27 protein-coding genes and 2 pseudogenes are annotated in these 25,806 nt (G+C 56.9%); 21 read left to right on the top strand and 8 right to left on the bottom strand.

Features of this window, described 5'->3' with window-relative positions; translation table 11 throughout:
• The first annotated feature begins 147 nt into the window (after positions 1 to 147).
• From N8E88_RS20365 to N8E88_RS20400, 8 genes are all read left to right on the top strand, one after another.
• Complete coding sequence (locus N8E88_RS20365; RefSeq protein ID WP_262295244.1) at positions 148 to 1,188, top strand: substrate-binding domain-containing protein; 1,041 nt, start codon at positions 148 to 150, stop codon at positions 1,186 to 1,188.
• An 85-nt stretch (positions 1,189 to 1,273) separates the two neighbouring features.
• Positions 1,274 to 2,740 (top strand): phosphate ABC transporter permease subunit PstC, encoded by a 1,467-nt coding sequence (gene pstC, locus N8E88_RS20370; protein ID WP_262295245.1) that lies wholly within the window; start codon positions 1,274 to 1,276, stop codon positions 2,738 to 2,740.
• Entirely contained in the window at positions 2,737 to 4,050 is a 1,314-nt protein-coding gene (gene pstA, locus N8E88_RS20375) for a phosphate ABC transporter permease PstA (protein ID WP_262295246.1), read from the top strand. Before pstC ends, pstA begins: the two co-directional genes overlap by 4 nt.
• Positions 4,051 to 4,120: 70 nt before the next feature.
• Positions 4,121 to 4,894 carry a phosphate ABC transporter ATP-binding protein PstB gene (pstB, locus tag N8E88_RS20380; protein WP_262295551.1) on the top strand — a complete coding sequence of 258 codons (774 nt, stop codon included), beginning with the start codon at positions 4,121 to 4,123 and terminating at the stop codon, positions 4,892 to 4,894.
• 22 nt (positions 4,895 to 4,916) lie between these two features.
• The gene (gene phoU / locus N8E88_RS20385; protein WP_112523958.1) at positions 4,917 to 5,648 is read left to right on the top strand and encodes a phosphate signaling complex protein PhoU; all 732 of its coding nucleotides are present in this window, start codon (positions 4,917 to 4,919) and stop codon (positions 5,646 to 5,648) included.
• Between the two features lie 13 nt (positions 5,649 to 5,661).
• On the top strand, positions 5,662 to 6,348 hold the full coding sequence (phoB, locus tag N8E88_RS20390) for a phosphate regulon transcriptional regulator PhoB (RefSeq protein WP_262295247.1): 687 nt from the start codon (positions 5,662 to 5,664) through the stop codon (positions 6,346 to 6,348).
• 134 nt (positions 6,349 to 6,482) lie between these two features.
• Positions 6,483 to 6,974, top strand: coding sequence for a YciE/YciF ferroxidase family protein (locus N8E88_RS20395; protein ID WP_112523954.1), 492 nt, complete (start codon positions 6,483 to 6,485; stop codon positions 6,972 to 6,974).
• 316 nt (positions 6,975 to 7,290) lie between these two features.
• Entirely contained in the window at positions 7,291 to 7,899 is a 609-nt protein-coding gene (locus N8E88_RS20400; RefSeq protein ID WP_315975305.1) for a cysteine hydrolase family protein, read from the top strand.
• Positions 7,900 to 7,913: 14 nt separating this feature from the next.
• On the opposite strand, the gene N8E88_RS20405 is transcribed toward N8E88_RS20400, so the two are convergent.
• Together N8E88_RS20405 and N8E88_RS20410 are read right to left on the bottom strand one after the other, a co-directional pair.
• Positions 7,914 to 8,324 (bottom strand): gamma-glutamylcyclotransferase family protein, encoded by a 411-nt coding sequence (locus N8E88_RS20405; RefSeq protein ID WP_262295248.1) that lies wholly within the window; start codon positions 8,322 to 8,324, stop codon positions 7,914 to 7,916.
• Positions 8,321 to 8,674, bottom strand: coding sequence for an antibiotic biosynthesis monooxygenase family protein (locus tag N8E88_RS20410; RefSeq protein WP_262295249.1), 354 nt, complete (start codon positions 8,672 to 8,674; stop codon positions 8,321 to 8,323). Before N8E88_RS20410 ends, N8E88_RS20405 begins: the two co-directional genes overlap by 4 nt.
• A 123-nt stretch (positions 8,675 to 8,797) precedes the next feature.
• On the opposite strand from N8E88_RS20410, the gene N8E88_RS20415 reads away from it, so the two are divergent.
• The gene (locus tag N8E88_RS20415) at positions 8,798 to 9,787 is read left to right on the top strand and encodes an SDR family oxidoreductase (RefSeq protein ID WP_262295250.1); all 990 of its coding nucleotides are present in this window, start codon (positions 8,798 to 8,800) and stop codon (positions 9,785 to 9,787) included.
• 9 nt (positions 9,788 to 9,796) lie between these two features.
• Positions 9,797 to 10,402, top strand: a complete 606-nt coding sequence (locus N8E88_RS20420; protein ID WP_262295251.1) for a flavodoxin family protein — start codon at positions 9,797 to 9,799, stop codon at positions 10,400 to 10,402.
• 407 nt (positions 10,403 to 10,809) lie between these two features.
• On the opposite strand, the gene N8E88_RS20425 is transcribed toward N8E88_RS20420, so the two are convergent.
• Positions 10,810 to 11,094 carry a DUF3175 domain-containing protein gene (locus tag N8E88_RS20425; RefSeq protein ID WP_262295252.1) on the bottom strand — a complete coding sequence of 95 codons (285 nt, stop codon included), beginning with the start codon at positions 11,092 to 11,094 and terminating at the stop codon, positions 10,810 to 10,812.
• A gap of 21 nt (positions 11,095 to 11,115) precedes the next feature.
• Positions 11,116 to 11,451, bottom strand: a complete 336-nt coding sequence (locus N8E88_RS20430; RefSeq protein ID WP_262295253.1) for a DUF427 domain-containing protein — start codon at positions 11,449 to 11,451, stop codon at positions 11,116 to 11,118.
• Positions 11,452 to 11,618: 167 nt separating this feature from the next.
• Between N8E88_RS20430 and N8E88_RS20435 the strand changes: the two genes are divergently transcribed.
• Both N8E88_RS20435 and N8E88_RS20440 read left to right on the top strand, forming a co-directional pair.
• Positions 11,619 to 11,933: a hypothetical protein gene (locus N8E88_RS20435; RefSeq protein WP_262295254.1), complete on the top strand. Its 315-nt coding sequence runs from the start codon at positions 11,619 to 11,621 to the stop codon at positions 11,931 to 11,933.
• 17 nt (positions 11,934 to 11,950) lie between these two features.
• Entirely contained in the window at positions 11,951 to 12,577 is a 627-nt protein-coding gene (locus N8E88_RS20440; RefSeq protein ID WP_262295255.1) for a UdgX family uracil-DNA binding protein, read from the top strand.
• A gap of 3 nt (positions 12,578 to 12,580) precedes the next feature.
• Here the strand turns inward: N8E88_RS20440 and N8E88_RS20445 are convergent, their stop codons facing one another.
• Positions 12,581 to 12,733, bottom strand: a complete 153-nt coding sequence (locus N8E88_RS20445; protein WP_262295256.1) for a hypothetical protein — start codon at positions 12,731 to 12,733, stop codon at positions 12,581 to 12,583.
• A gap of 52 nt (positions 12,734 to 12,785) precedes the next feature.
• Positions 12,786 to 14,120: a PQQ-dependent sugar dehydrogenase gene (locus N8E88_RS20450; RefSeq protein WP_262295257.1), complete on the bottom strand. Its 1,335-nt coding sequence runs from the start codon at positions 14,118 to 14,120 to the stop codon at positions 12,786 to 12,788.
• A 386-nt stretch (positions 14,121 to 14,506) separates the two neighbouring features.
• Here N8E88_RS20450 and N8E88_RS20455 point away from each other — a divergent pair, with 386 nt between their 5' ends.
• The 7 genes and pseudogenes from N8E88_RS20455 to N8E88_RS20485 form a co-directional block, all read left to right on the top strand.
• Positions 14,507 to 14,596 (top strand): K(+)-transporting ATPase subunit F, encoded by a 90-nt coding sequence (locus N8E88_RS20455; RefSeq protein ID WP_100003438.1) that lies wholly within the window; start codon positions 14,507 to 14,509, stop codon positions 14,594 to 14,596.
• Between the two features lie 176 nt (positions 14,597 to 14,772).
• Positions 14,773 to 16,476 carry a potassium-transporting ATPase subunit KdpA gene (gene kdpA / locus N8E88_RS20460; RefSeq protein WP_262295258.1) on the top strand — a complete coding sequence of 568 codons (1,704 nt, stop codon included), beginning with the start codon at positions 14,773 to 14,775 and terminating at the stop codon, positions 16,474 to 16,476.
• 11 nt (positions 16,477 to 16,487) lie between these two features.
• Positions 16,488 to 16,661, top strand: coding sequence for a hypothetical protein (locus N8E88_RS20465; protein WP_262295259.1), 174 nt, complete (start codon positions 16,488 to 16,490; stop codon positions 16,659 to 16,661).
• A complete protein-coding gene (kdpB, locus tag N8E88_RS20470) occupies positions 16,658 to 18,751 on the top strand; it encodes a potassium-transporting ATPase subunit KdpB (protein ID WP_262295260.1) in 2,094 nt (697 codons plus the stop codon). The genes N8E88_RS20465 and kdpB overlap by 4 nt, the downstream gene beginning before the upstream one ends.
• 12 nt (positions 18,752 to 18,763) lie before the next feature.
• Positions 18,764 to 19,333 carry a potassium-transporting ATPase subunit KdpC gene (gene kdpC, locus N8E88_RS20475; RefSeq protein ID WP_262295261.1) on the top strand — a complete coding sequence of 190 codons (570 nt, stop codon included), beginning with the start codon at positions 18,764 to 18,766 and terminating at the stop codon, positions 19,331 to 19,333.
• Between the two features lie 59 nt (positions 19,334 to 19,392).
• On the top strand, positions 19,393 to 22,098 hold the full coding sequence (locus N8E88_RS20480; protein ID WP_262295262.1) for a DUF4118 domain-containing protein: 2,706 nt from the start codon (positions 19,393 to 19,395) through the stop codon (positions 22,096 to 22,098).
• Positions 22,095 to 22,166, top strand: a pseudogene (locus N8E88_RS20485) (DNA-binding response regulator); the annotation flags it as partial. The gene N8E88_RS20480 and the pseudogene N8E88_RS20485, both read left to right, overlap by 4 nt.
• A 32-nt stretch (positions 22,167 to 22,198) precedes the next feature.
• Here the strand turns inward: N8E88_RS20485 and N8E88_RS20490 are convergent.
• Entirely contained in the window at positions 22,199 to 23,641 is a 1,443-nt protein-coding gene (locus N8E88_RS20490) for a TRAP transporter large permease (protein ID WP_262295263.1), read from the bottom strand.
• A complete protein-coding gene (locus tag N8E88_RS20495) occupies positions 23,638 to 24,246 on the bottom strand; it encodes a TRAP transporter small permease subunit (RefSeq protein ID WP_262295264.1) in 609 nt (202 codons plus the stop codon). Before N8E88_RS20495 ends, N8E88_RS20490 begins: the two co-directional genes overlap by 4 nt.
• A 218-nt stretch (positions 24,247 to 24,464) precedes the next feature.
• On the opposite strand from N8E88_RS20495, the gene N8E88_RS20500 reads away from it, so the two are divergent.
• Together N8E88_RS20500 and N8E88_RS20505 are read left to right on the top strand one after the other, a co-directional pair.
• Positions 24,465 to 24,965 (top strand): GFA family protein, encoded by a 501-nt coding sequence (locus N8E88_RS20500; protein WP_262295265.1) that lies wholly within the window; start codon positions 24,465 to 24,467, stop codon positions 24,963 to 24,965.
• Positions 24,962 to 25,799 (top strand): annotated as a pseudogene (locus tag N8E88_RS20505) (aldo/keto reductase). The gene N8E88_RS20500 and the pseudogene N8E88_RS20505 overlap by 4 nt, the downstream one beginning before the upstream one ends.
• Positions 25,800 to 25,806: the final 7 nt, after the last annotated feature.

Consider the following 25,806-nt stretch of genomic DNA (forward strand, 5'->3'; position numbering starts at 1 on the left):
CATTTAATTGAACAATTTCAATTCGTTAAGACGCGTATTTCCGTGACCCTCCCCTTGTGACCAAACTGTAATATAAGTGTCACATGACTGTTATAAACCTTCTGTAGACAGCGCTTACTTCAACAGCTTTCTAACGGGAGTAACACGATGAACAAGCTTTTAACCACAGCCGCTGTGCTTGCGATCGCCGTAGGCGCGTCGACGGTCGCAGCGTCTGCACGCGATCAGGTCCAGGTGTCGGGCTCTTCGACGGTCCTGCCATACGCCAAGATCGTTGCCGAAACTTTTGGCGAAACATATCCTAATTTCAAGACGCCAGTCGTTGAATCCGGTGGTTCCGGCGCAGGCATCAAGGAATTCTGCAAGGGCGTTGGCGAAGACACGGTCGACATTGCCAATTCATCCCGTCCAATCAAGGAGAGCGAATTGAAGTCTTGCGCCGATGCTGGCGTCAAGGACGTCCAGGAAATTCGCATCGGCTATGATGGCATCGTTTTTGCGACCGACGTCAAGGGTCCGGATTGGGCTTTGGCGCCGAAGGACATCTATACGGCACTTGCTGCCCAGATCGTCGTTGACGGCAAGCTTGTCGCCAATCCAAACACCAAGTGGAACCAGGTGAATCCGGCTCTCCCGGACTGGGATATCGCTGCTTACATCCCTGGCGAAAAGCATGGCACGCGCGAAGTTTTCGAAGAGAAGCTGATGACCAGCGGTTGCAAGACGACCGGCGCTGCCGATGCGATCAAGAAGCTCGGCCTTGATGACAAGGCTGCCGCTGCCGCCTGCGTCAAGATCCGCAAGGACGGCAAAGCAGTTGATATCGATGGCGATTATCCGGAAACGCTGGCTCGTATCGATGCCAACAAGACTGGCGTTGGCGTATTCGGCCTCGCTTTCTACGAAAACAATGCCGACAAGCTGAAGGTTGCTACGGTTGAAGGCGTTGTTCCGAGCACGGAAACCATTTCTTCCGGCAAATACCCGGTTTCCCGTCCGCTGTTCTTCTATGTCAAGAAGGCCCATCTCGGTGTCATTCCTGGTCTCAAAGAATATGTCGACTTCTTCCTCAACGATCAGATGATCGGACCGGACAGCCCACTCGTCGAGTATGGGCTAGTTGCTGCTCCAGATGCAGAACGCAAAGCCCAGCGCGATGCCTTCGCTGCCGGCACAACAATGAAGTAGGCTGCGGCTTACGGAAACGGGCGGCCTGGGCTGCCCGTTTACCTTTTAATTGACGTGAATTTTGCGGTACGGGGAAGACCTCTAGATGTCCATTTTCATGGTGCTTGTGATTGTAATGGCGATCGCCACGGCGGGATACTTCATCGGCCGCCAGCGCGCTGTCAGCAAAGAGGGCGGAAACGTCAAGCCGCATTCTCTGCCGCACTATCATGGATGGTGGGTTTTCTTGGCTTCTGCGCTGCCAGCTGTCCTTTTTATCGCAGTGTGGGCCGCCGCAACCGGCGTCTACCTGGAGCGCTCGGCCATTGCCGAGCTGCCAACGCGCACTGCCGACACTGTCATTGCCAGCCAAAGCCTTGAGCTCGGCATGGTCAGCGGGATTGCGCGCGGCCTGGACAGGCTTAGCGATGCGGAACGGGCCAATCTTCCGCAAACCTTTGCAGAATTGCAGCCGCTTCTCGCGAGCAAGGGAGTGGCGCTTGCGACCGAGGGTCAGGACTATATGATCCCCATCGCTGCCGAGTGGAACAGGAATACCGCCTGGGCGAGCAGTATCGGCGGAACTGTTGCGATAGTGCTGGCACTTGCCGGTGCGGTCTTCGGCCTCTCCGGGGTCAATGTCCGGGCTCGTGCACGCAACAATGTGGAGCGTATCATCCTTGGTGCGCTCATTGCGGCGTCGGCTATCGCCATTCTCACCACTATCGGCATTATCCTGTCGATGCTGTTCCAGACGATTACCTTCTTCCAATCCGTGTCGCCTTCGACGTTCTTCTTCGGCACGGTCTGGGATCCACGCTTTGCGGCGGCGGGTTCCGGCGGTTCGCAAGGGCAGTTCGGCTTGGTCCCTCTGCTTGCTGGCACGCTTTATATCGCGTTCGTGGCCATGCTGTTCGCCGTGCCGGTCGGCCTGTTCGCCGCCATCTACATGGCGGAATACGCCAGCCGCAGCGTACGCTCCGTCGTCAAGCCGTTGCTTGAGGTGCTCGCCGGTATCCCGACGATTGTCTATGGTTTCTTCGCACTCGTCACGGTTGGTCCATTCCTGCGCGATCTCAGCGCAGCACTTTCCGGTGGTTATGCCTTTATCCAGGCGCAGAGTGTTTTGACTGCAGGCATCGTCATGGGTGTCATGCTGATCCCTTTCGTCTCGTCGCTTTCCGATGACATCATCACTGCTGTTCCTGGTTCGCTGCGCGATGGATCACTCGGCCTCGGTTCGACCAAATCCGAAACAATCCGCCGTGTTGTTCTTCCGGCAGCCCTGCCGGGCATCGTGGGCGCGCTGCTTTTGACCGCGTCGCGCGCCATCGGCGAAACCATGATCGTTGTGCTGGCCGCCGGTGTTGCCGCCAACCTCAACATCAACCCGTTCGAAGCGATGACGACGATCACCGTCAAGATCGTCAATCAGTTGACGGGCGACCTCGAATTCAACTCACCGCAAACGCTGGTGGCGTTCGCCTTGGGCCTCACCCTCTTTTTCATCACTTTGGCGATGAACATCTTTGCGCTCTACATCGTGCGTAAGTATCGGGAGCAGTACGAATGACCGACATAGCCCTCAATCCCGTTGCATCTGCACGGCCGGCGCGCCGTGACATCGGGCTCAAGCGCCGTTATGCCGCCGAGCGTCGTTTCAAACTCTATGGCATTGCCGCTATCGCCATCGGTCTCTTCTTCCTGATCGCCCTGATGTATTCGGTGTTTTCCAACGGCTACACAGCCTTCTGGCAGACCGAGGTCAATCTTACGATCAATCTCGACCCGAAGATCATCGATCCCGACAACAAGCGTGCGACTGACCCGAACGTCCTGCTGACGGCCAATTATCCGATCCTGGCGCGCAATGCGCTGGCGGAAAAACTGGGCGTACCGACGACAAACAAGCCCGCGATGCGTGAACTCGGCAAGCTGTTTTCAGAAGGGGTACGCGGACAATTACGTGAGCTTGTCGTCGCCAATCCTTCGCTCATCGGCACGACGCAGAGCGTCTGGGTGCTGACCGGTGCTGACATCGATTCCGCCTTCAAGGGCCAGATTGATCTGACCGTCGATCAGACCCGCCGCAAGGTTTCAGACCAGCAGGTCGAGTGGATGAACAAGCTGAAGGGTGAGGGCGTGATGTCCCAGCGCTTCAATACCGGCCTTTTCACCTATGGCGCCTCGAGCCGCCCCGAGACATCTGGCCTTGGCGTTGCGCTCATCGGCTCGCTTTACATGATGTTGATCGTGCTGTGCCTTTCTCTGCCGATTGGCGTGGCCGCGTCTATCTATCTTGAGGAATACGCCAAGAAGAGCCGGCTGACGGACGTCATCGAAGTCAATATCAACAACCTCGCCGCCGTTCCTTCGATCGTGTTCGGCCTTCTCGGATTGGCTGTCTTCATCAACTTCTTCCACATGCCGCGCTCGGCTTCGCTGGTTGGCGGTATGGTGCTGACGCTGATGACATTGCCGACGATCATCATCGCCACACGTGCAGCGCTTCGGGCCGTTCCACCTTCGATCCGCGCGGCGGCTCTAGGCGTCGGAGCGTCGAAAACCCAGATGGTTTTCCACCACGTTCTGCCACTGGCCGCCCCCGGCATTCTGACCGGCACGATCATCGGTCTTGCGCATGCTCTGGGTGAAACGGCGCCGCTGCTTTTGATTGGCATGGTCGCTTTCGTCGCCAACGCTCCGGTTACGCCGCTCGATCCTTCCACGGCGCTGCCAGTACAGATCTATATGTGGGCAAATGAGGCGGAGCGCGCCTTTGTCGAGCGTACGTCCGGCGCTATCATCGTGTTGTTGATTTTCCTAGCGGTCATGAACATCACAGCTATCATTCTGCGTCGCCGCTTCGAGCGGCGGTGGTAACGGGTCGGGAAAGGCTCTAATTATGAACCTGATGACGGAACGAAATCTCGAAAAAGCGGTAAATGACAAAATGAGCGCTCATGGAAACGCGATCAAAATGCAGGGCAAGGATGTCACCGTCCACTATGGTGACAAGCAAGCCCTGTTCGGTGTCAGCCTCGATGTGCCGGAGAAGATGGTAACTGCTCTGATTGGCCCCTCGGGCTGCGGCAAGTCCACTTTCCTGCGCAGCCTGAACCGCATGAACGACACGATCGAAGGCTGCAAGGTCGGCGGCCTTCTTACGCTGGATGACGAGGACATCTACAATCCCAAAATCGACGTCGTGGAACTCAGAGCCCGCGTTGGCATGGTTTTCCAGAAGCCCAACCCCTTCCCGAAGTCGATCTTCGAGAACGTGGCTTATGGCCCGCGTATTCATGGTCTCGCCAAGAACCGCCAGCAACTCGATGAAATCGTCGAGAAGAGCCTGCGTCGCGCCAGCCTTTTCGAAGAGGTGAAAGATCGCCTGCACGAAGCGGGTACAGGTCTTTCCGGCGGCCAGCAGCAGCGCCTTTGCATTGCGCGCGCCATCGCCGTCAGCCCGGAAGTTATCCTTATGGATGAGCCTTGCTCGGCGCTCGATCCCATCGCCACCGCCAAGGTGGAGGAGCTGATCGACGAATTGCGAGAGAATTATACAATCGTCATCGTGACGCACTCGATGCAGCAGGCGGCACGCGTATCGCAGCGCACCGCAATGTTCCATCTGGGCAATCTTGTTGAGGTAGGTGATACCGAAATGATGTTCACAAGCCCGACGGAAAAGCGCACGCAGGACTACATCACCGGACGCTTCGGCTGATCACGGGAAAGAGGTTGATATCATGACCGAACAGACAGCACAGCACACCGTCCGTTCCTACGACGAGGAACTGAAATTCCTGACACATAAGATTGCCGAGATGGGCGGCCATGCGGAGCGCATGGTCGAGCAGGCCGTCGCTGCCATGGTCAATTCGGATAATGCGCTGGCACAGCGGGTTATCTCGGACGATTTGATCCTCGATGCCGGTCAACGTGAGATAGACGAAAAGGCGATTACCATCATCGGCAAGCGCCAGCCCATGGCGATCGACTTGCGTGAAGTCATCGGCACGATCCGCATATCATCGGATCTGGAACGCATCGGCGATCTCGGCAAGAACATCGCCAAGCGGGTGGTTGCGGTCACCGATACGAGGCAGACGCTCTCCGTCTATCGCGGGTTGCAGACCATCGCCGAACTGGCCTTGACGCAGCTCAAGGACGTTCTCGACGCCTACGCCACGCGTTCGGTCGCGCAGGTCAATATCGTGCGCGAGCGTGACGACGAGATCGATGCGCTCTATACGTCATTGTTCCGTGAACTCCTGACCTACATGATGGAAGATCCGCGCAATATCTCCGCCTGCACCCATCTGCTTTTCTGTGCAAAGAACATCGAACGTATCGGCGATCACGCGACGAACATTGCAGAGACAGTTTATTATATTGTGACGGGAACGCAGCTTCCGGCGGAACGCCCGAAGGAAGACCAATCTCACACCATCGTGGTGGATGAACCTCTCGCATCCTAGTTGAAGGTAGAAAATGGCTATAGCTCCCAAAATCACCGTTGTGGAAGACGAGGAAGCTTTGAGCGTCCTCCTCAGGTACAATCTTGAAGCTGAAGGCTATGCGGTCGACACTATCGCACGCGGCGACGAAGCAGAAATAGCTTTGCGGGAGAAAGTGCCGGATCTGTTGATTCTGGACTGGATGCTGCCAGGCCTTTCCGGCATCGAATTGTGCCGGCGGCTGAGGGCCAGACGCGAAACGGAAATCCTGCCGATCATCATGCTGACGGCACGCGGCGAGGAAAGCGAGCGAGTGCGCGGCCTTGCGACCGGCGCAGATGACTACATGGTCAAGCCATTCTCGACACCGGAGTTGCTCGCACGCATCAAATCGATGCTGCGCCGGGTCAACCCGAGCCTTCTGTCGCATGTGTTGAGCTTTGGCGACCTCAAGCTCGACCGCGAGCAACACCGTGTCTACCGCAAGGAGCGCGAACTCAAACTTGGTCCGACGGAGTTCCGCCTCCTGGAATTCCTGATGCAATCTCCCGGCCGGGTCTTTTCGCGTGGTCAGCTGCTCGACAATGTCTGGGGCGCCGACATCTATGTGGATGACCGCACCGTCGACGTGCATGTCGGGCGGTTGCGCAAGGCCATCAATATTGGCCGCTCAATTGATCCCATCCGTACGGTGCGCGGGGCAGGATATTCATTCGGCTAAGTTATTGCAGGGTTATCTTTCCAGCCAGACCAAGGAACCATTGTCTAACACCTTCGTTACTCTCGCGGTCGATTACTTGCGCAGCATCAAATTGCGTTTAATCGCGAAACCGCCAAACGAATGGGAGTCGTACAATGGCCGAGAAGACACTGGACAAACTCTTTCATGAAACCCTCAAGGATATCTATTACGCCGAGCGCAAGATTCTAAAAGCCCTGCCGAAAATGGCCAAGGGCGCGGCATCCCCGCAACTGAAAGCTGCTTTCGAGAAGCACCGGGACGAGACGGAGGTTCATGTCGAGCGGCTGCAACAGGTTTTCGAAATTTTCGGCAAGCGTGCACAGGGCAAGACCTGCGAGGCGATTGAAGGCATTATCGCCGAGGGCGAGGAAATCCTGGACGAATTCAAGGATCAACCTGCGCTGGATGCGGGACTGGCATCCGCAGCGCAGGCTGTCGAACATTATGAGATTGCGCGATACGGAACCTTGGCGCGCTGGGCCGGGGATTTGAATATGCCCGACGCGAAGAAACTGCTGGGCGCAACCTTGCAGGAGGAAATTGCCACCGACGCAGCACTGTCAAAACTGGCTGAAGGCTCGCTAAACCGGGCAGCAGCTGCCTGACCATCTGCAAAACGCTCCGTTACCGACGGAGCGTTTCCAGGTCGTAACTCAAAAATCTGGTGGAAATGGTATGAGGCCATCTTTTCGGATACGGGGAGCGAAGGCGATGGAAATGTGGTTCATTTTCGAGCCTTTGCGACGATGTTACCGGGAAGATGGACCCTATCCTCTGGACGCCGAAACGGCTGCAAGCTGCAGTGTCGAACCGTTCGGTCGGGGGAAGGGCCCCGCCCTTCACGCTTCTCCTCGCATCTTCTTGCCGTTTCTCGCGCCATTTCTATCAGATTTATGAGTTTACGACCTGTTGGAGGACATCGTGGCAGCCGGGTTGCGATACGGGCCGATCGGTCGAAGCGCTGTTCATCTCTGCGTGGATATGCAGCGCATTTTTTCGGGTGATAGCCCTTGGGCGATGGTCTGGTTCCAACGGGTATTGCCAAATATCGAGTTGATAGCCGGGCACCATCCTTCAGAAAGCATCTTCACCCGGTTCATTCCTGCCGACAGGCCCGGAGAGGGTCCTGGTCTCTGGTCGAAATATTATACCCGCTGGGCCGATATGACCTTGAGCCGACTGGATGAGCACAGTGTTGAGCTCGTGGAAGAGCTGGCCCGTTTCATCCCACCCGCCCGCATCTTCGACAAACGCGTCTACTCTCCCTGGCACAAAAGTTCACTCTATGCCGAGCTATACGAACGTCGAATGGACACTCTTGTCATCACTGGCGGGGAGACCGATGTTTGCGTGCTTTCCACTGTTCTCGGGGCAGTCGATTTCGGATTCAGGGTGATCGTAGTGACGGACGCGATCTGCAGTTCGTCCGATGAAGCGCACGATGCGATGCTGACGCATTATCATCAGCGATATTCTCAGCAGGTCGAAACGGCCACGACCGATATGGTTCTTGGCAGCTGGACAATCTGACTGTTGTTGCTTTTCTATCTCTGCCGTTCCCATGGCGGGACAAACCTTCCATCCAGATATTCATCCAGGTAACCCGAATGCACCGGGATGGCGAGATCTGATGATTTTAGGAATGCAAACGCCCAGCCTGCCTGGTTGCCATTCTCGTCGCAGATTTTAATCGACTTGCGAAAATTACCAGGCAATCCAACGGATTCGAGTGCGTCGAGCAAAGGTAACCGGCTTTCGGCGATGTCATAAAGTTCGCCTTTGACGCGAAGACCGGTCCCCGGCAAATCCAGCATCATCGGAGCGAACCAGGATCCGGCAATGAGCATGGGAAACCGCTCGACTGTACGGTAGTTTCCAAGAAACACGGCATCGTTCAGACCATGGGCATGCAGCGGGAAACCTTTCTTTAAAGTACCGAAAGCGAATATTCTCATCGGAACTCTGCAACGAACTTGCCGAATCCAGTCAGGCCGTGAGCCGAGCGGATTTTGAGAACCTGTACATGGACCGGCAGCTCGATGAGGAATTCACTATCCCGGGCGAGATGATGGATGCTGTTGGGGTCACCTCCGGTAAAGTGCGCCATCGACCCCACGTCCTCCCAATAAGAAATCGTCATGAATTCGGTCTCGTCCTCCCGGTCCTCACGTAAGGTCTGCACCCCGAGCGCCTTTTCAATTAGCGGCTTGATGCCGGCTTCGTAGTTATAGGCCTCATATTCGTCCGCGTGTTCCGGCCGGGTTCGGCCACGCCAAATGCGGGCAATCGTCGGTCGTTTGGTCATCTCGTTTTCCCTTGGTTGTGCTGTTCGTCGAAAACGCCAGATCCAAGCAGATAGTTCCTCCACTACGTCAGGAACAATTCGGGATGCTGTGGGTTAGGGTCAGAAGCGACGAAGGAGATTCAGATGGCACAGGGAAATCTTTCACGCCATGAAACAGCCGGTAACACGACTGCGAAACGGCACCGTGAAATTCAAGCTCAGATTGATAAGATCGACGAACGCAAGGGTAGTTCTGCTAAGGAAAAAGCGCCGCAAACGGGCGCCCGTGCTTACCCCGTTCCGCCATTTCCAAGACAGCATTTAAAGAAACCGGGCATCGAGGCTACCATAGAGCCAGCACCGATGTACGATGCACCCTACTATGAAGGTTCGAAGAAACTTGATGGCAAAGTCGCATTGATCACGGGCGGCGATTCCGGCATCGGACGCGCGGTTGCTGTTCTCTATGCGCGGGAAGGCGCCGATGTGGTCATCGTGCATCTCGATGAAGAGCGTGATGCGGACAAGACAAGGAAACTGGTCGAGAAGGACGGCGGACGTTGTCTCGTTATCGCGGGGGATGTTCGAAAGCGAGACTTTTGCCAGGATGCGGTTAAACAGACGATCAAAACCTTCGGCAAAATCGACGTCCTCGTCAACAATGCTGCATTCCAGCTGCACACCGACGATTTCCAGGATTTGACTGAAGAGCACTTTGACGAAACAATCAAGACCAACCTCTATGGCTATTTCTTTCTTGCCCAAGCGGCGGCGCGCGAGATGAAACCAGGATCGGCGATCATCAACACGGGCTCCGTTACAGGGCTTATGGGCAGTAAGAATCTCATCGATTACTCCATGACCAAGGGCGGTATTCACGCCTTCACCCGGGCGCTTTCAGGAAACTTGCTTTCCCGTGGCATTCGCGTCAACGCCGTTGCGCCAGGTCCCGTCTGGACGCCGCTCAATCCAGCCGACAAGGAGGCCGGGGACGTTTCGAAATTTGGTTCGGATACGCCGATGAAGCGGCCCGCTCAGCCCGAAGAACTTGCACCCGCTTATGTCTTTCTGGCGTCGTCCCATTGCTCGAGCTACATCACCGGCGAGATACTGCCCGTGGTTGGCGGTTATTAGGAGGGCGGTATGAAACTCAAGGCGCTCGCCCTCAATGGCACGTTGAAGAGCGAAGGGGAATCCTCCACGCAAAAGATGATCGACTTGGTGCTGGAAGCGTTGCAGCAGCACGACGTCGAGGGAACCAGCGTCCGGCTTGCCGAGCTGAATATCAAGCCGGGTGTGACTTCGGATGAAGGTGGTGGAGATGCCTGGCCGGACATCCGCAAGCGGATACTGGGTTCGCACATTCTCGTCATGGGAACGCCGATCTGGCTCGGCCAACCGTCGAGTGTGTGCAAACGGGCTCTTGAACGTATGGACGCCTTTCTCGAAGAGACGGATGAGGCGGGCAGGATGGTGTCTTATGGCCGCGTTGCGGCGGTTGCTGTCGTTGGCAATGAAGACGGTGCGCACCACGTCTCCGCCGAGCTTTTTCAGGCGCTCAATGATGTCGGGTTCTCATTGGCGCCGAATGCCGTTGCCTATTGGGTCGGTGAAGCCATGGGACGCACAGATTTCATCGATCTCAGGAAAGTGCCGGATGTTGTAACGAATGCGGTTGATATGCTCGCGCGCAACGCTGCGCATCTAGCCAGACAGCTGGCTGCAAACCAGTATCCCGGCGAGGGATAAAAAATTTCTCTATATTATTTCGTCGGATTTCAGAGTTTTGGGCGAGTTCTGATTGGCCGGACCGTGAAGAATTTGCCCAGGCTCGTCAAGCCGGGTAATCACCCCTTTTTCCATACGGAAGACACCGTGTTGCCCACCTTGCCGAGCAAAATCGGTTTCGAGATCGCCCCACGAACCAAGGAAATTGCCGCAGGAGCTACAATGTATTGGCGAGTTCGAATCCACATCTGCAGGTATGTTTAGATAGATTGTACCACAGTTTGCGCATTCCAGCTTTTGGTCCAGCCTTTGACCCATACCAGTACCCTTCTATGCTATTCAGCAGAAGAGTACGCCGTTTGCACGTAAGCGCAATTGTATGTCTACAAGCGGACATAGCCACAATGGAGTTCCTCGCAACGCCACCATCAGGCGCGGCCAAATTCCTTCCTCAGTTCATCTTTAGCGCGTTCTAATATTCTCTTTTGTTTGTCTGGCAGGTTGTGGCCTGCGCGGTTGATAAAGAAAGTCAGCATAGACATCGCAGACCGGTAGGGACTGGATTTGCGCCGATCGGAATGTTCTGCGGATCGCTTCAGCGAGACGGCAATCTTGTGAGGATCGTGCTGTTCGAAGACACGGGCCTCGAGGTCCAGCGCGTCACTATGATCGGTGACATCCTGGGACCATTTCTCTTTTGGCTTCCCGGCCATTTTTAAACCTCCAAGGGCTGTTCACTCGAATGTTACTTTCTGCGGATCGAATGCCCCATGACCTCGGATTGCACCGACGTCCGGTTTCGGGTCTTCATAGGCCCACATGGCATCTTTGGCAGACTCGCCCTGACCTGTGACCCGCCAGTAGGACGCGGTTCCCTTCCACGGGCATTTCGTGCTGGTCTCGGTCTTTTCCAGATGAGCGAAATAGATATCGTCGAAAGGAATATAGAGAACGGGATTGTGCCCGGGCTCCAATAGTTCCAATGCCCGTTCCGTCGAAGCTATAACGACATCGTGGAATCGTACCGTCACGGGGTGGGAATATGGTGTGATCGTGATGCCGCTATCCATGGTCGGTTCCTTTTCGCAATTGAATGACCGGAACTTCGTCGAGTCTCAAGCCGCAAGGAAGCAAAATGTTCCCGGCGAATGAAAAAGTGAACGAACCGTGCCGGGTCTATTCGTCACGGGAACCCCGGCACTTTTGATGCGTTAGAAAAGCACAGGAGAAATACCCCATGACGGAGACCAGATTGCTTACGGACCATCAGGAGATACGGGACTGGGCGGCGGCGCGATCTGGCATACCGGCGATCCGCGATCCCGAAGAGCTCATCGGTAGCGACGAGCCTGTGCTCTCCATCCGCTTCGGTCAGCATGCCTATGAGGATGATGATCGCCAGGGCGCCGATCGTCCCGACGATTTTGGCGGGCCGCGTCTGGTCGAATGGGATGAATGGTTCGCCCTGTTCGACCAGGAGGGCCTCGGTCTCGTGGTTGCGGAGGATGTGCCAGGCCAACGCGACGAGTTTCACGAAATCATTCGCAGATAGGTCCCGGATGTATCATCATGGACAAGCCTGATCTTTTGGAGAGCGAACATTCCGCCGTTAATTCCTTGAGTGAGCTCAAATCCGAGGCTGAGCACTGTAGACGATGCGATCTTTATAAAAACGCCACCCAGACGGTGTTCGGCGAGGGTTCGAGAGACGCGGAGACCGTCCTAGTCGGCGAACAACCGGGTGACAAGGAGGACCTAGCCGGTCGCCCGTTTGTGGGTCCGGCCGGTATTGTACTCGATAGATCCCTGGCCGAAGCCGGTATCGAGCGCGATCGCTGTTATGTCACCAATACCGTCAAGCATTTCAAATTCGAGCCGCGCGGCAAGCGCCGGCTGCACTCGAAGCCAAATGCCGGCGAGATACGAATTTGCTCATGGTGGCTCAGAAGCGAGTTGGAGCTTATCAAGCCGAAAATAGTCGTGGCACTGGGAGCAACAGCCGCCAATTGTCTCGTCAGCAAGGCGGTTCGCATAACCAAGGACCGGCGAAGGATATTTCATCCCGAGGGACTGCCGCCGGTTCTGGTCACCATACATCCCTCATACATTCTGAGAATACGCGACAGGGATCAAGCGGATATCGAAACGCGCGAATTCATCCGCGATCTGGCAGAAATAAGGAAGTTTCTCTCCTAGCCGTTACGACTCTTCGTGATAGATGCGATCGGTGGCGCGATCGCGAGCTTCCCGTTCATAACGGTTCAAACGGCGCTGTCTCATTCCGAGAGCCAGTAATAGGCCCAATATGAAGGGGCCGCCAATCAGTACCAAAAGCCATGAATACTCAGCCATGATTGCACTCCCGTTTCGGCTCTAACCGACGAGCGCACAATAGGTTCCCGATTTACGGTGCGGAGGGTGTGACTCGCCATATGGTGTTGCCAACATCGTCCGCAACCAGAAGAGCGCCGGCCTTGTCGATGGCGACGCCTACGGGACGACCGAGAGCCTTATCGCCATCGACAAAGCCCGTCAGTATATCTTGCGGAGGTCCATTCGGCTTGCCGTTGCTAAACGGAACGAAGATGACCTTGTATCCGCTGCGGGGCTTGCGATTCCAGGAGCCATGCTGGCCGACAAACGCGCCGTTCTTGTATTCGGGTCCAAACAGTGAACCGGTATAGAAGGTCAAACCCAGTGAAGCGGTATGTGGTCCAAGTGCGTAGTCCGGCTTGATCGCCTTGGCGACAAGCTCCGGGTTTTGCGGGCTGACCCGCACATCGACATTCTGGCCATAATAGCTGTATGGCCAGCCATAAAATCCGCCATCCCTGACCGACGTCATATAGTCCGGAACAAGATCGCTGCCGATCTCGTCGCGCTCATTGACCGCGACCCAGAGTGCGCCATTGTCAGGGTTCCAGGATAAACCGTTCGGGTTTCGCAGACCCCACGCAAACAGCCTGGTTTTCTTCGTGTTCAGATCGATCTCGAGGACGGCAGCCCGGTTGGCTTCCGCATCGATACCGTTCTCGCCGACATTGCTGTTCGATCCGACCGTCGCATAGAGCTTCGTCCCGTCGGCGCTGGCAATCACATCTTTCGTCCAGTGATGATTGATCGGCCCACCCGGCAGGTTCGCGATCTTTTCGGGTGCCGCGGTAATCTTCGTCTCGCCATCGCTATAGGGATAAGCGACGATCGCATCAGTATTGGCGACGTAAAGCTTGCCACCAGAAATGGCCATTCCAAAGGGCGAATTCAGGTTCTCAAGAAAGGTTTCCTTCATCTCGGCCACGCCGTCATTGTCGGCATCGCGCAGTAGCGTGATCCGGTTCGCGCTTGTCACCCCCGCACCAGCCCTGCCCATGATGAGGCCTTCGATCCAACTGCGGATGCTGAAGGACTGGTTCTGCCGCGGCGGCGCATTGGTTTCAGCTACAAGCACATCGCCATTGGGCAGGACATGCAGCCAGCGTGGATGATCAAGGTCTTTGGCGAAATCGTTGACTTTCATCCCTGCCGCAACTGTCGGTGTTTTGCCTTCCGGCCAAGAGGAAGCCTCGGCGATGTTGACCGTAGCGATAGGTTTGGGGTTCGGCGGAGGCAGAGTCGGGTCGGGGCCATATCCTTGTTCGACGGGTACGGTCGCGGACTCTTGCGAATAGAAATAGACGCCGGCCGCTGCGAGCAGTGCGAGCACCAGCAATGCCACGATAATGAGAAATGCAGTTTTCATGGCTGACCCTTGAATGGAGACCTGGAGTTGTGCAACGCACGAAAATAGACAAAGTTGCCGTGAGCGATGCGGTAAACTTGAGAAACTCGTGCCCTGACCAACGAGACGCCCTCGGTTCCGGCCGCAATAAATTTCAAATCCTTATAGTTTTTTTATTTCTTCTCCCTGTGTCGCGTCTCGAACTTTTATGGTGCTTCGAGCCATATTCCGTTGCGATCAACGAGCTTGGCAGTGTTGTCCACTGCCTCATCTGATTAGCCATTTATTTATTCAATAAGGAGTTCTATCGATGGACATTGCTGTTCTTGGGATAGGTATTTTGTTCCTTCTCCTCTCGCTGGCTTACACCAAAGCCTGCGACAGGCTCTGACTTGAAGGAACGGAAAATGACGATCGACTATATTCTCGGCGGCGCTGTGACCCTGTTCCTTCTCGCCTATCTCACCTATGCCCTCGTTCGTCCGGAGCGCTTCTGAGAGACCGCTGATTACTCCAGCTTGACGGGCATCTGATGCGGTTCTCTTCGCTTCCGGTGCTCATGGACGAAAATGTCCTGCGCTCCGGTTCTCGAGAACCGCACCAGATCCCTCGACAAGCTGAATTCTCAAACGGTCTCCAGCGCATTACCGGCCAAGGCTCGGAAAGCTACACCATGACTCTCAACGGTTGGATACAGATCCTCGTCTTCTGCGGGATCATCATTTTGCTCGTGAAACCGCTCGGCGGCTACATGACGCGCGTCTTCAACGGCGATCGCACATTCCTTTCGCCTATCCTCGTTCCCGTGGAGCGAGGCCTCTACCGCATAGCCGGCACAAACGAACGGGAGGAGCAGCACTGGACCACGTATACCGCGGCGCTGCTGTTTTTCAGCTTGGCCGGCTTTATCGTTCTCTATTTGCTGCAGCGGTTCCAGGGAGCGCTTCCGTATAATCCTGCCGCAATGGGTGCAACCGAGCCCGGGCTCGCATTCAACACGGCCGTCAGCTTCGTGACCAATACGAACTGGCAGAATTACGGCGGCGAAAGCACGATGTCGTATCTCGTGCAGATGGCAGGCTTTACCGTTCAGAATTTCGTCTCGGCGGCTACAGGTATTGCCATAGCGATCGCGCTTATTCGAGGCTTCACACGAGCATCCGGCAGGTCCATCGGCAATTTCTGGGTCGATCTGACCCGGTGCACGCTTTATATTCTGCTGCCGATCTGCATCGTCCTGACACTGGTTTACGTCTATCTCGGCGTTCCGCAAACGCTCGGAACCTATGTGGATGCGACGACGCTGGAAGGTGCGAAGCAGACGATCGCTGTTGGCCCGGTTGCTTCACAGCTTGCGATCAAAATGCTCGGCACCAATGGCGGTGGGTTCTTCAACGTAAACTCCGCGCATCCATTCGAAAATCCCGATGCCACCTCGAACCTTATCCAGATGGTGACGATCTTTGCGATCGGTGCGGCATTGACGAACGTGTTTGGCCGCATGGCCGGCAACCAGCGTCAAGGCTGGGCGATCTTTGCTGCCATGGGCGTCATGTTCCTGGCGGGTGTGATTGTCTGCTACTGGGGTGAGGCTGCCGGCAATCCGCTGGTCCATGCTCTCGGAATCGATGGTGGCAATATGGAAGGCAAGGAAACACGCTTCGGCATAGCCTTGTCGGCACTTTTCGCGGTCATTACGACAGCCGCCTCCTGCGGTGCGGTCAATGCGATGCACGATAGCTTCATGGCGATCAGTGGTATGATCCCCCTCATCAACATGATGCTGGGTGAGGTGATTGTCGGCGGCGTTGGTGCCGGTCTTTATGGCATCCTGCTCTACGTCATCATTGCAGTCTTCGTGGCTGGTTTGATGGTCGGCCGTACGCCGGAATATCTCGGCAAGAAGATCGAGGCCAAGGAAGTCAAGATGGCCATGCTGGCTGTTCTGGTTCTGCCTTTGGCAATGCTCGGCTTTACGGCGATAGCCACGGTACTGCCGTCCGCGGTCGCGTCCATAGCGAACGCCGGTCCGCATGGCTTCTCGGAGATACTGTACGCCTATACCTCTGCCGCTGCGAACAATGGTTCGGCCTTCGGCGGTCTGACCGGGAACACGCCTTGGTACAACATTACGCTCGGTATCGGAATGTGGATGGGCCGGTTCTTCGTCATCATACCGGCCCTGGCAATCGCCGGTTCGCTGGTTGCCAAGAAAACCGTTCCCGAGTCCGCGGGCACCTTTCCGACACACGGCGGCCTGTTCGTTGGTCTGCTGGTGGGTGTCATCCTGATCGTCGGCGGTCTCACCTTCTTCCCGGCGCTGGCAGTCGGTCCGATCGTCGAGCACCTCGCCATCGGCCTCGGGCAGACATTCTGATGAGCCCCGCCATGCGTCACAGTTCCCTGCAATTCAATCTCAAGCCCCGCGCCGGAAATTTGGCGCGGGGAGCAGAAAAGCGTGTGCGCGCTTCCGACATCATTCTCGGCGTGACGCTGACAATGTTGTTCGTCTGGCTCGCCGCATACGGGTTTATTCACATTCACAACTGGAGTCTCAAATGAGCCAGTCCAAATCAGCGAGTCTCATGGACTCCTCCATCTTGATCCCTGCTATCGGGGGCGCTTTCAAAAAGCTCAACCCGCGCAGCCTCATCCGAAACCCTGTGATGTTCGTGGTCGCTGTGGTTTCAGCCCTGACAACCGTGCTTTTCCTCAAGGACATCGCAACTGGTGGACAGAGCCTCGGTTTCTCCTTCCAGATCATCATCTGGTTGTGGTTTACCGTGCTCTTTGCCAACTTCGCCGAAGCGGTGGCCGAGGGGCGCGGCAAGGCCCAGGCAGATTCGTTGCGCAAAGCCCGGACGGAAACCCAGGCGAAGCTCCTTTCCGGCGATGACCGCAGCAATTTCAAGCTTGTGCCTGGCGCGAGCCTGAAGGTCGGCGACATCGTCCTTGTCGATGCCGGCGACATCATCCCGTCTGATGGCGAGGTTGTCGAAGGTATCGCCTCGGTCAACGAATCAGCAATCACTGGCGAGTCCGCACCTGTTATTCGCGAGTCCGGCGGTGATCGTTCTGCGGTGACCGGTGGAACGCAGGTTCTGTCCGACTGGCTGCGCGTCCGCATCACCGCAGCGGCGGGTTCAACCTTCATCGACCGGATGATCGCGCTCGTCGAAGGTGCCGAGCGCCAGAAAACGCCAAACGAAATCGCGCTCAACATCCTCCTCGCGGGCATGACGCTGATCTTCGTTCTGGCTACGGCGACAATTCCGAGCTTTGCCTCCTATGCGGGCGGCGCAATCCCGGTCGTCGTGCTTGTTGCCCTGTTCGTGACGCTGATCCCCACAACGATCGGTGCGTTGCTTTCGGCGATAGGTATTGCGGGCATGGATCGTCTTATCCAGTTCAATGTGCTGGCAATGTCCGGGCGCGCCGTTGAAGCAGCAGGCGACGTCGATACGCTGCTCCTCGACAAGACCGGCACGATCACCTTCGGTAATCGCCAAGCGACCGAGTTCTTGCCCGTCAAGGGCGTATCGGAGCAGGAACTTGCCGATGCCGCACAGCTTGCTTCGCTGGCGGATGAAACCCCGGAGGGCCGCTCGATCGTCGTACTGGCCAAGGAAAAATACGGCATACGGGCCCGGGACATGCAGACGCTGCATGCGACGTTTGTGCCTTTCACCGCCCAAAGCCGCATGAGCGGTGTCGATATCGATGGATCATCGATCCGCAAGGGCGCAGTCGACGCTGTTCTCACCTATGCCAATCAGCTGTCGCTTGCGACGCCGGGAGCGGGTGGAGCGGTTGTCGCGACACGCGCCACGGCCGAGACCATTCGTGATCTGCAGACTATTGCCAACCAGATCGCCAAGGGTGGCGGCACACCGCTCGCGGTTGTCCGCGATGGCAAGCTGCTCGGCATCATATACCTGAAGGATATCGTCAAGGGCGGCATTCGCGAACGTTTTGCCGAACTGCGCCGGATGGGAATCCGCACGGTGATGATCACCGGCGACAATCCACTGACCGCTGCCGCCATTGCGGCGGAAGCTGGCGTCGACGATTTCCTCGCGCAGGCAACCCCCGAAAACAAGCTGACGCTGATCCGCGACGAGCAGTCGAAGGGCAAGCTCGTCGCCATGTGCGGTGACGGTACCAATGATGCTCCGGCACTCGCCCAGGCAGATGTGGGCGTCGCCATGAACACCGGTACTGTTGCAGCCCGCGAAGCCGGCAACATGGTCGATCTGGACAGCGATCCTACCAAGCTGATCGAGATCGTGGGTATCGGCAAGCAGTTGCTGATGACCCGCGGTGCGTTGACGACCTTCTCGATTGCCAATGATATCGCCAAATACTTCGCCATTATCCCGGCAATGTTCCTGGCGTTCTATCCGCAGCTTGGCGCGCTCAATGTCATGGGACTGCAGACACCCCAGAGCGCCATCCTGTCGGCGATCATCTTCAATGCGCTCATCATCGTCGCACTTATCCCGCTGTCGCTGAAAGGCGTCAAATACCGGGCTGTCGGTGCTGGCGCGCTACTGAGGCGCAACCTTCTGATCTATGGCCTCGGCGGTGTCATTGTCCCCTTCGTCGGCATCAAAGCCATCGATGTGGTCATCACAAGCCTCGGCTTGGCGTAAAGGATTATTCCAATGTTAAAACAGCTCAAACCCGCGATTATCATGATCATTGCCTTCACGGTCATAACCGGCCTTATCTATCCTTTGGGCATGACTGGCATCGCTCAAGTCCTGTTCCCGCGGCAGGCCAATGGCAGCCTCATCGAGAAGAACGGAACTGTCATCGGTTCCGAACTGATAGGTCAGGCCTTCGCCACCGACAAGTACTTCCATGGCAGGCCATCTGCTGCGGGTGACGGGTACAATGCCGCTGCGTCCAGTGGGTCAAATCTTGGACCGACAAATCCGAAATTGATCGATCGAATCAAGACGGATCTGGCCGCCTTGCAGGCAACCAACCCGAATACTCTGGTGCCGATGGATCTCGTCACCACCTCAGGTAGTGGTCTGGATCCGCACGTCTCGCCGGAAGGGGCCTATTTCCAGGTGCCGCGCGTCGCCAAAGCGCGTGGTATCGATGAAACCCGCGTCCGCCAGCTGGTCGATCAGAACATCCAGGGCCGCGAGCTCGGTTTCATGGGTGAACCGGTCGTGAATGTGCTGGCGCTGAACCAGACACTTGATGGCCTGACGGCACAGTAGTTGAATGAGAGCCGGGGATCTGCAGCCGCAAACCCCGGCTCTGGCATGAGAGGCCCACAATGCCCACTGACAGCCGCGACACCGACAGGAGGCCATCGCCCGACGCACTCCTTGAAACTGCAGAGCGCGAGACGCGCGGACGGCTGAAGATTTTTCTCGGGGCGGCACCCGGCGTGGGCAAAACCTATGAAATGCTCATGGCTGGCCGAGCAGCACTTGCTGATGGCAAGGATGTGGTGATCGGCGTCGTTGAGACGCATGGGCGCAAGGAAACGCAGGCGCTAGTGGACGGTTTCGAAGTGATCAAACGCTCACAGATCAACTACAAGGATCATCGTCTTCAGGAGATGGACCTCGATGCAATCCTCGCACGCCGGCCAAGCCTCGTTCTGGTTGATGAACTCGCACATACAAACGCTCCAGGCACGCGCCATCCAAAGCGGTACATGGATGTGCAGGAGATACTGGCACACGACATCGATGTCTATTCGACAATGAACATCCAGCACGTCGAAAGCCTGAATGATGTCGTGGCGCAGATCACCAAGGTGCGGGTGCGCGAAACAGTGCCGGATTCGGTCATCGACCAGGCGGATGAGGTCGAGATCATCGATCTGACGCCCGCTGATCTGATCAAGCGTCTGCAGGAGGGAAAGGTCTACGTTCCGGCCAACGCCAAGCGCGCGATGGAAAACTATTTTTCGCCGGGCAATCTGACTGCCCTGCGCGAGCTTGCGCTGCGGCGTACCGCGCAACGTGTCGATGATCAGCTGCTCACCCATATGCAAGCGAATGCGATATCCGGGCCGTGGGCAGCCGGCGACCGGGTTCTCGTCTGTATCGATGAGCATCCAGGCGGTGCTTCACTTGTCAGATATGCCCGCCGTCTTGCGGATCGGCTTCGGGCGCCGTGGACAGCTGTTAACGTGGAGACACATCGTTCGACGCGTTTTTCAGAAGCGGATCGGAATCGGATCGCATCTACGCTGCGTCTCGCCGGCCAGCTAGGCGGTGATGCTATCACGCTCCCGGGCCGGGATGCGGCCGAGGAAATTGCACGTCACGCACGGGAAAACAATGTCACGCACATTGTCATCGGCAAGCCGCACAAGCCGCAATGGCGCGAACTCTTTGAAGGGTCGGTATCCCATGATCTGATCCGCCGGGCCGGCGATATCAGCGTGCATGTCATCTCGGGAAGCGAAGAGCGTGCGGGTCCCACGGTACGGACCGCCGAGCAGGCGCCGATGGCGAGCATCAGGATCAGAGCCTATCTCTTGAGCACTGCCTATGTGATCGGTGCACTCGCATTCGGCCTTTTGCTTTCGAGCGTGGTTGACGTGCGCAACATTGCGCTCGTCTTTCTCATGGCAGTGCTCGCTTCAGCCGTTTCAGCCGGACTCTGGCCGGCTTTGTTCGCATCCGTCCTTAGCGCCCTGATGCTCAATTTCTTCTTTCTCCAGCCGCTTTACACGCTCAATATTAGCGATCCTGAAAGCGTCATCGCGCTAGCCTTCTTCTTTGGTGTCGCAGTCATTGCCAGCAATCTGACCGCACGGGTCCAGCGTCAGGCTTCGGCGGCACGGCAACGTGCGCGAACGACCGAAGATCTCTATCTCTTCAGCAAGAAGCTCGCCGGGACCGGCACGCTCGACGATGTATTGTGGGCCACGGCGTTCCAGATCGCGTCCATGTTGAAGGTGCGTGTGGTCCTGCTCCTGCCGGATCATGGGACAATCGAGGTGAAGGCCGGCTATCCGCCTGACGATAGCCTGGACGATGCGGACATCGCGGCGGCGCGCTGGGCGTGGGAAAATAACCGTGCAGCAGGGCGGGGAGCCGACACGCTACCGGGTGCGAAGCGGCTCTACCTGCCGCTGCGGACAGGACGCATGGCGGTTGGCGTCATAGGGCTGGATAGTGACAAACAGGGGCCGCTGCTCACACCGGAGCAGCAACGCCTGCTCGATGCGCTGGCTGATCAGGCGGCTGTCGCCATAGAGCGCACACAGCTTGTGGCCGACGTCGACCGTGCCAAGCTCGCAGCGGAGGCCGACCGGCTACGCTCGGCGCTCCTGACGTCGATCTCGCACGATCTGAAGACTCCGCTTGCGGCCATCATGGGGGCGGCAGGTACCCTGAAGGAGTTTGCACCGGCCTTGCCGGTCGAGGCGCGGGTGGAACTGCTCGGGACTGTTATCGACGAGTCCGAGCGGCTCAACCGGTTCATCGCCAATCTGCTCGACATGACCAGGATCGAGTCTGGCGCAATGGAGCCGAATTTCGCGTTCCACTACGTTGGCGACATTGTCGGCACCGCGCTGAGCCGAGCTAAAAAAATCCTCGGGCACCACAAGACGGCGGTCAATATTTCGCCCGACCTGCCGATGCTGAGGGTCGATCCGGTGCTGTTCGAGCAGGTATTGTTCAACCTTCTCGACAATGCTTCCAAATACGCACCGGAAGGTTCCTCGCTGCGAATTCAGGCCTGGACCGATGATGGCTGGGTCATCCTGCAGGTCATCGACGAAGGGCCGGGCATCCCCGCCGACGATCTGGAGCGAGTTTTCAACACATTCTATCGCGTACGCAAGGGCGATCAGGTCACAGCCGGTACGGGGCTTGGCCTGTCGATATCACGCGGCTTCATAGAAGCCATGGGCGGCGCCATTAAAGCGGAAAGGCGTATCGACCGGTCGGGTACGATCTTCACGATCAGGATGCCTGTTCCGAAGGAGCCGCCAAACTTGGAAGAACTCATATGACAAATCCGAGTGTCAAGATCCTGGTTGTGGATGACGAGCCGCCTATCCGCAAGTTGCTCCGGCTCGGCCGGCTGATGCCGGCCGAGCTCTTCGCGCCCGGTCACTTGAATGACGGCGGCTGCCCAAGATCGAACGATGGCGGGTTGCCCAGGTCGTTGCCCAGAGCGGATGGCAAATTCAGCTGGATATTCTGCAGGTCGACCGCGGGCGTCGAATCAAGGAAGTAGGTAACCATCCCCGGAAAGGCGATGAGCAGTCCCACGAGGATGAGCTGCAGGACCAGCCATGGGATCGCACCCATGTAGATATCGCTGGTCTTGATCGATTTTGGCGCGATGCCCCGGAGATAAAACAGCGCAAAACCGAAGGGCGGGTGCATGAAGCTCGTCTGCATATTGGCGCAGATCATGACACCGAACCAAATGAGGTCGATTCCGAGTGCGCTTGCCGCCGGCGCGAGCAGTGGAATGACGATGAAGGCGATCTCGAAAAAATCAAGAAAGAAGGCGAGGATGAATATGAAGATATTGACGAAGATCAGAAATCCGACGACACCGCCCGGCAGGGAGGTCAGCATGGTTTCGATCCAGTGGCCGCCGCCAACGCCCTGAAACACCAGACTGAACACACGAGCGCCGAGCAGAATGAATACAACCATGGCGGTCAGGCGCATCGTCATATCCATTGCCTGATAAACGAGCTTCCAGGTCAGGCGGCGGTTCAGCCAGGCAATGAACATGGCACCGACAACCCCCATCGCTCCGGCTTCCGTGGGCGTGGCAAGGCCCATGAAGATCGTGCCGAGCACGATGAAGATGAGCGCAAGCGACGGGATCATGCCGCGCGCGCAGCGTGCCAGCAGCGGCCAGCCTCGGAGGGTGCGCGCTTCGGGCGGAAGCGCCGGAACGTGATCCGGCCTGATGATGCTGAGGACGAATACCCAGCCCGCGAACAGCAGCACCTGAACGATGCTCGCTCCGGTCGCGCCGATATACATATCACCCGGTGATTTGCCGAGCTGATCGGCAAGAACGATGAGCACAAGCGATGGCGGAATAAGTTGAGTGATCGTGCCGGAAGCCGCGATGACGCCGGTGGCGTGGCGGATATTATAACCGTATTTTGCCATCACCGGCAGCGAAATGAGTCCCATTGCAATCACAGAGGCTGCGACGGTTCCCGTGATTGCGCCGAGAATGGCGCCGACAAGGATGACTGCGTAGGAGAGGCCGCCGCGAACGCCGCCGAATAGCTGACCGAACCCTTCAAGAAGGTCTTCGGCGAGGCCGCATCGTTCAAGTATGACGCCCATGAACGTGAAAAACGGGATAGCCAACAGCAGCTCGTTGGAAAGCACCGAAAACATCTGGTAGGTGAGGTTACCCAGGAAGTCGGGGCTGATTTCTCCCATTTCGATGCCGATGAAGCCGAAGAAAAGTCCGACTGCGGCCAGGGAAAATGCCGCGGGATAGCCAAACACCATAAAGATGATCAGCCCGAAGAACATCAACGGGGCAAGATTGTCAGCAAAGAATGTCATCATTGAACGGGTTTCTCGTAGGCAAATTCACGAACATAATCAGTAGTGAGGGCGAGATAGCATTTGATGAGTTCTGAAATGCCCTGCAGACCTACCAGTGCGAAACCCACGGGCAGGCTCAACTTGACGGGCCAGAGCGGAAGACCGCCAGAATTGGACGATCCTTCATTGGTTACCCATGACAGGACGAACCAGGGCCATGTGAAATAAATCATCAGGCAACATATCGGCAGCAGGAAAAGCAGGCCGCCAAGCAAATCGATCCACGTCCTCGTTCTTTCGCTGACAGAGCCGTAAACGAGGTCGACGCGCACGTGCTCGTTCAATTTCAAAGTCCAGGCACCGCCGAGCATGACCATGCCGGCGAACAGATACCACTGCAGTTCGGAAAGGGAATTGGAGTTGCGACCGTAGATGGCCAAAATGCCGCGGAACAGACCGCCCACCCCGACATTGTGGTCCAGCCAGATCATCGTACTGATACTGTAACGCAGGAGCGCGTTGAAGGCGCAAACCAACGATGCAAACAAGACAAAATAGATCGCGACTATCGCTATGCGACGATTGAATTCATCGATCCAGCCCGTGATGGCCAGCCATCGTGACATGCAGTGTCCCCTCCCGTTTCACACCCTTCAAACCAGCCGGCGTCCTCTTGTTTGAGTTTTCAGCCGGCCTTGCGGGTTGACAGAGTTAACCCAAGGAATCGAACGTTGCAATGGCGGAACTTTCGTCAATTTCACCGAATGGAAGCGGGAGCCGGAGATCGGGAGCCTTCACTTCTTGATGCAATTGCGCAATCATCGGGAGGCGAGGAGGAACATCAATGGTGGCTGATTCGGATGTCTCGGGCGGCCTGACCGGGGGTTGCGTTTGCGGTCATGTGCGCTATCGCATGGAAACGACGCCGATCATTGTCCACGGCTGCCACTGCCGTTATTGCCAGCGGATGTCGGGTTCGGCTTTCGCGGTCAACGCCATGATCGAGGCGGACCGCATTATACTCACCGGTGAGGGCAAGCCCGACGCGATTCACACGGCCTCGGCATTGCCAGCCGGCCAGATAGTCCACCGCTGCCCGCGCTGTTCCGTACCGCTATGGGCCAATCATTCCCAGCTCGGTGAGACTTTCGCGCTTGTTTACGTTGGCACGCTGGACGACGCTTCAAAGCTATCTCCCGATATTCATTGTTTCACAACGACCAAGCATTCATGGGTCGCGTTGCCAGCGGGTATACCGGCCTTCGAAGGCAACTACGATGCGGAACAGGTCTGGAGCGCTGCAGCCAAGGCGCGTTTCACAACGGCGATGCAAGGTGAAATATGATGAAGCAGACGGCTCTTCCCTCAGGTGAGATGGTTCCGGTGCTCGGTCAGGGAACCTGGTTCATGGGCGAGGACAGACGGCAGTTCTATCAGGAAGCGGATGCATTGCGGCTTGGCCTCGATCTCGGCATGAGCCTGATCGATACGGCGGAAATGTATGGCAATGGCGGGGCAGAGGAAGTGGTCGCCGAAGCCATCGAACACAGGCGCGACGAGGTATTTCTGGTAAGCAAGGTCTTACCATCAAATGCATCGCGAAGGGGTACCGCACTCGCCTGCGAACGCAGTCTCAAACGCCTGAAATGCGAAACGATCGACCTTTATCTCCTCCACTGGCGCGGCGGCTACCCGCTTGAAGAAACAGTGGCTGGATTCGAAGACCTGATCAAGGCCGGGAAGATCCGGCATTGGGGCGTCAGCAATTTCGATACGGAAGATATGGAAGAGCTTCATGCGTTCGACGGCGGCAAGGCTGTCTCGACCAACCAGGTGCTTTACAATCTCAGCCGGCGCGGCGTCGAGTTTGAGCTATTGCCTTGGTGCCAGACGCAGAGGGTGCCGATAATGGCCTATTCGCCGATCGAGCAGGGGCGGATGCTCAATCATCCGGTACTCGCACGTATTGCCAAGGAGTGCGGGGCAACTCCTGCCGCGGTGGCGTTGGCTTTTGTTCTGAGCCATGACGGGGTCATCGCTATTCCAAAATCGAGTACTTCCAAGCACATACGGGAGAATCGCCGCGCTGTAGACGTAATGCTGACTGCGGATCAACTCGCTCTTCTGGATGAAGCTTTCCCCCCCACCGCGACGAAAACGACCGCTTGAGATGTTGTAGGGTCAGG

Source organism: Phyllobacterium zundukense (assembly GCF_025452195.1).
In the GTDB taxonomy this organism is placed as follows: domain Bacteria; phylum Pseudomonadota; class Alphaproteobacteria; order Rhizobiales; family Rhizobiaceae; genus Phyllobacterium; species Phyllobacterium zundukense_A.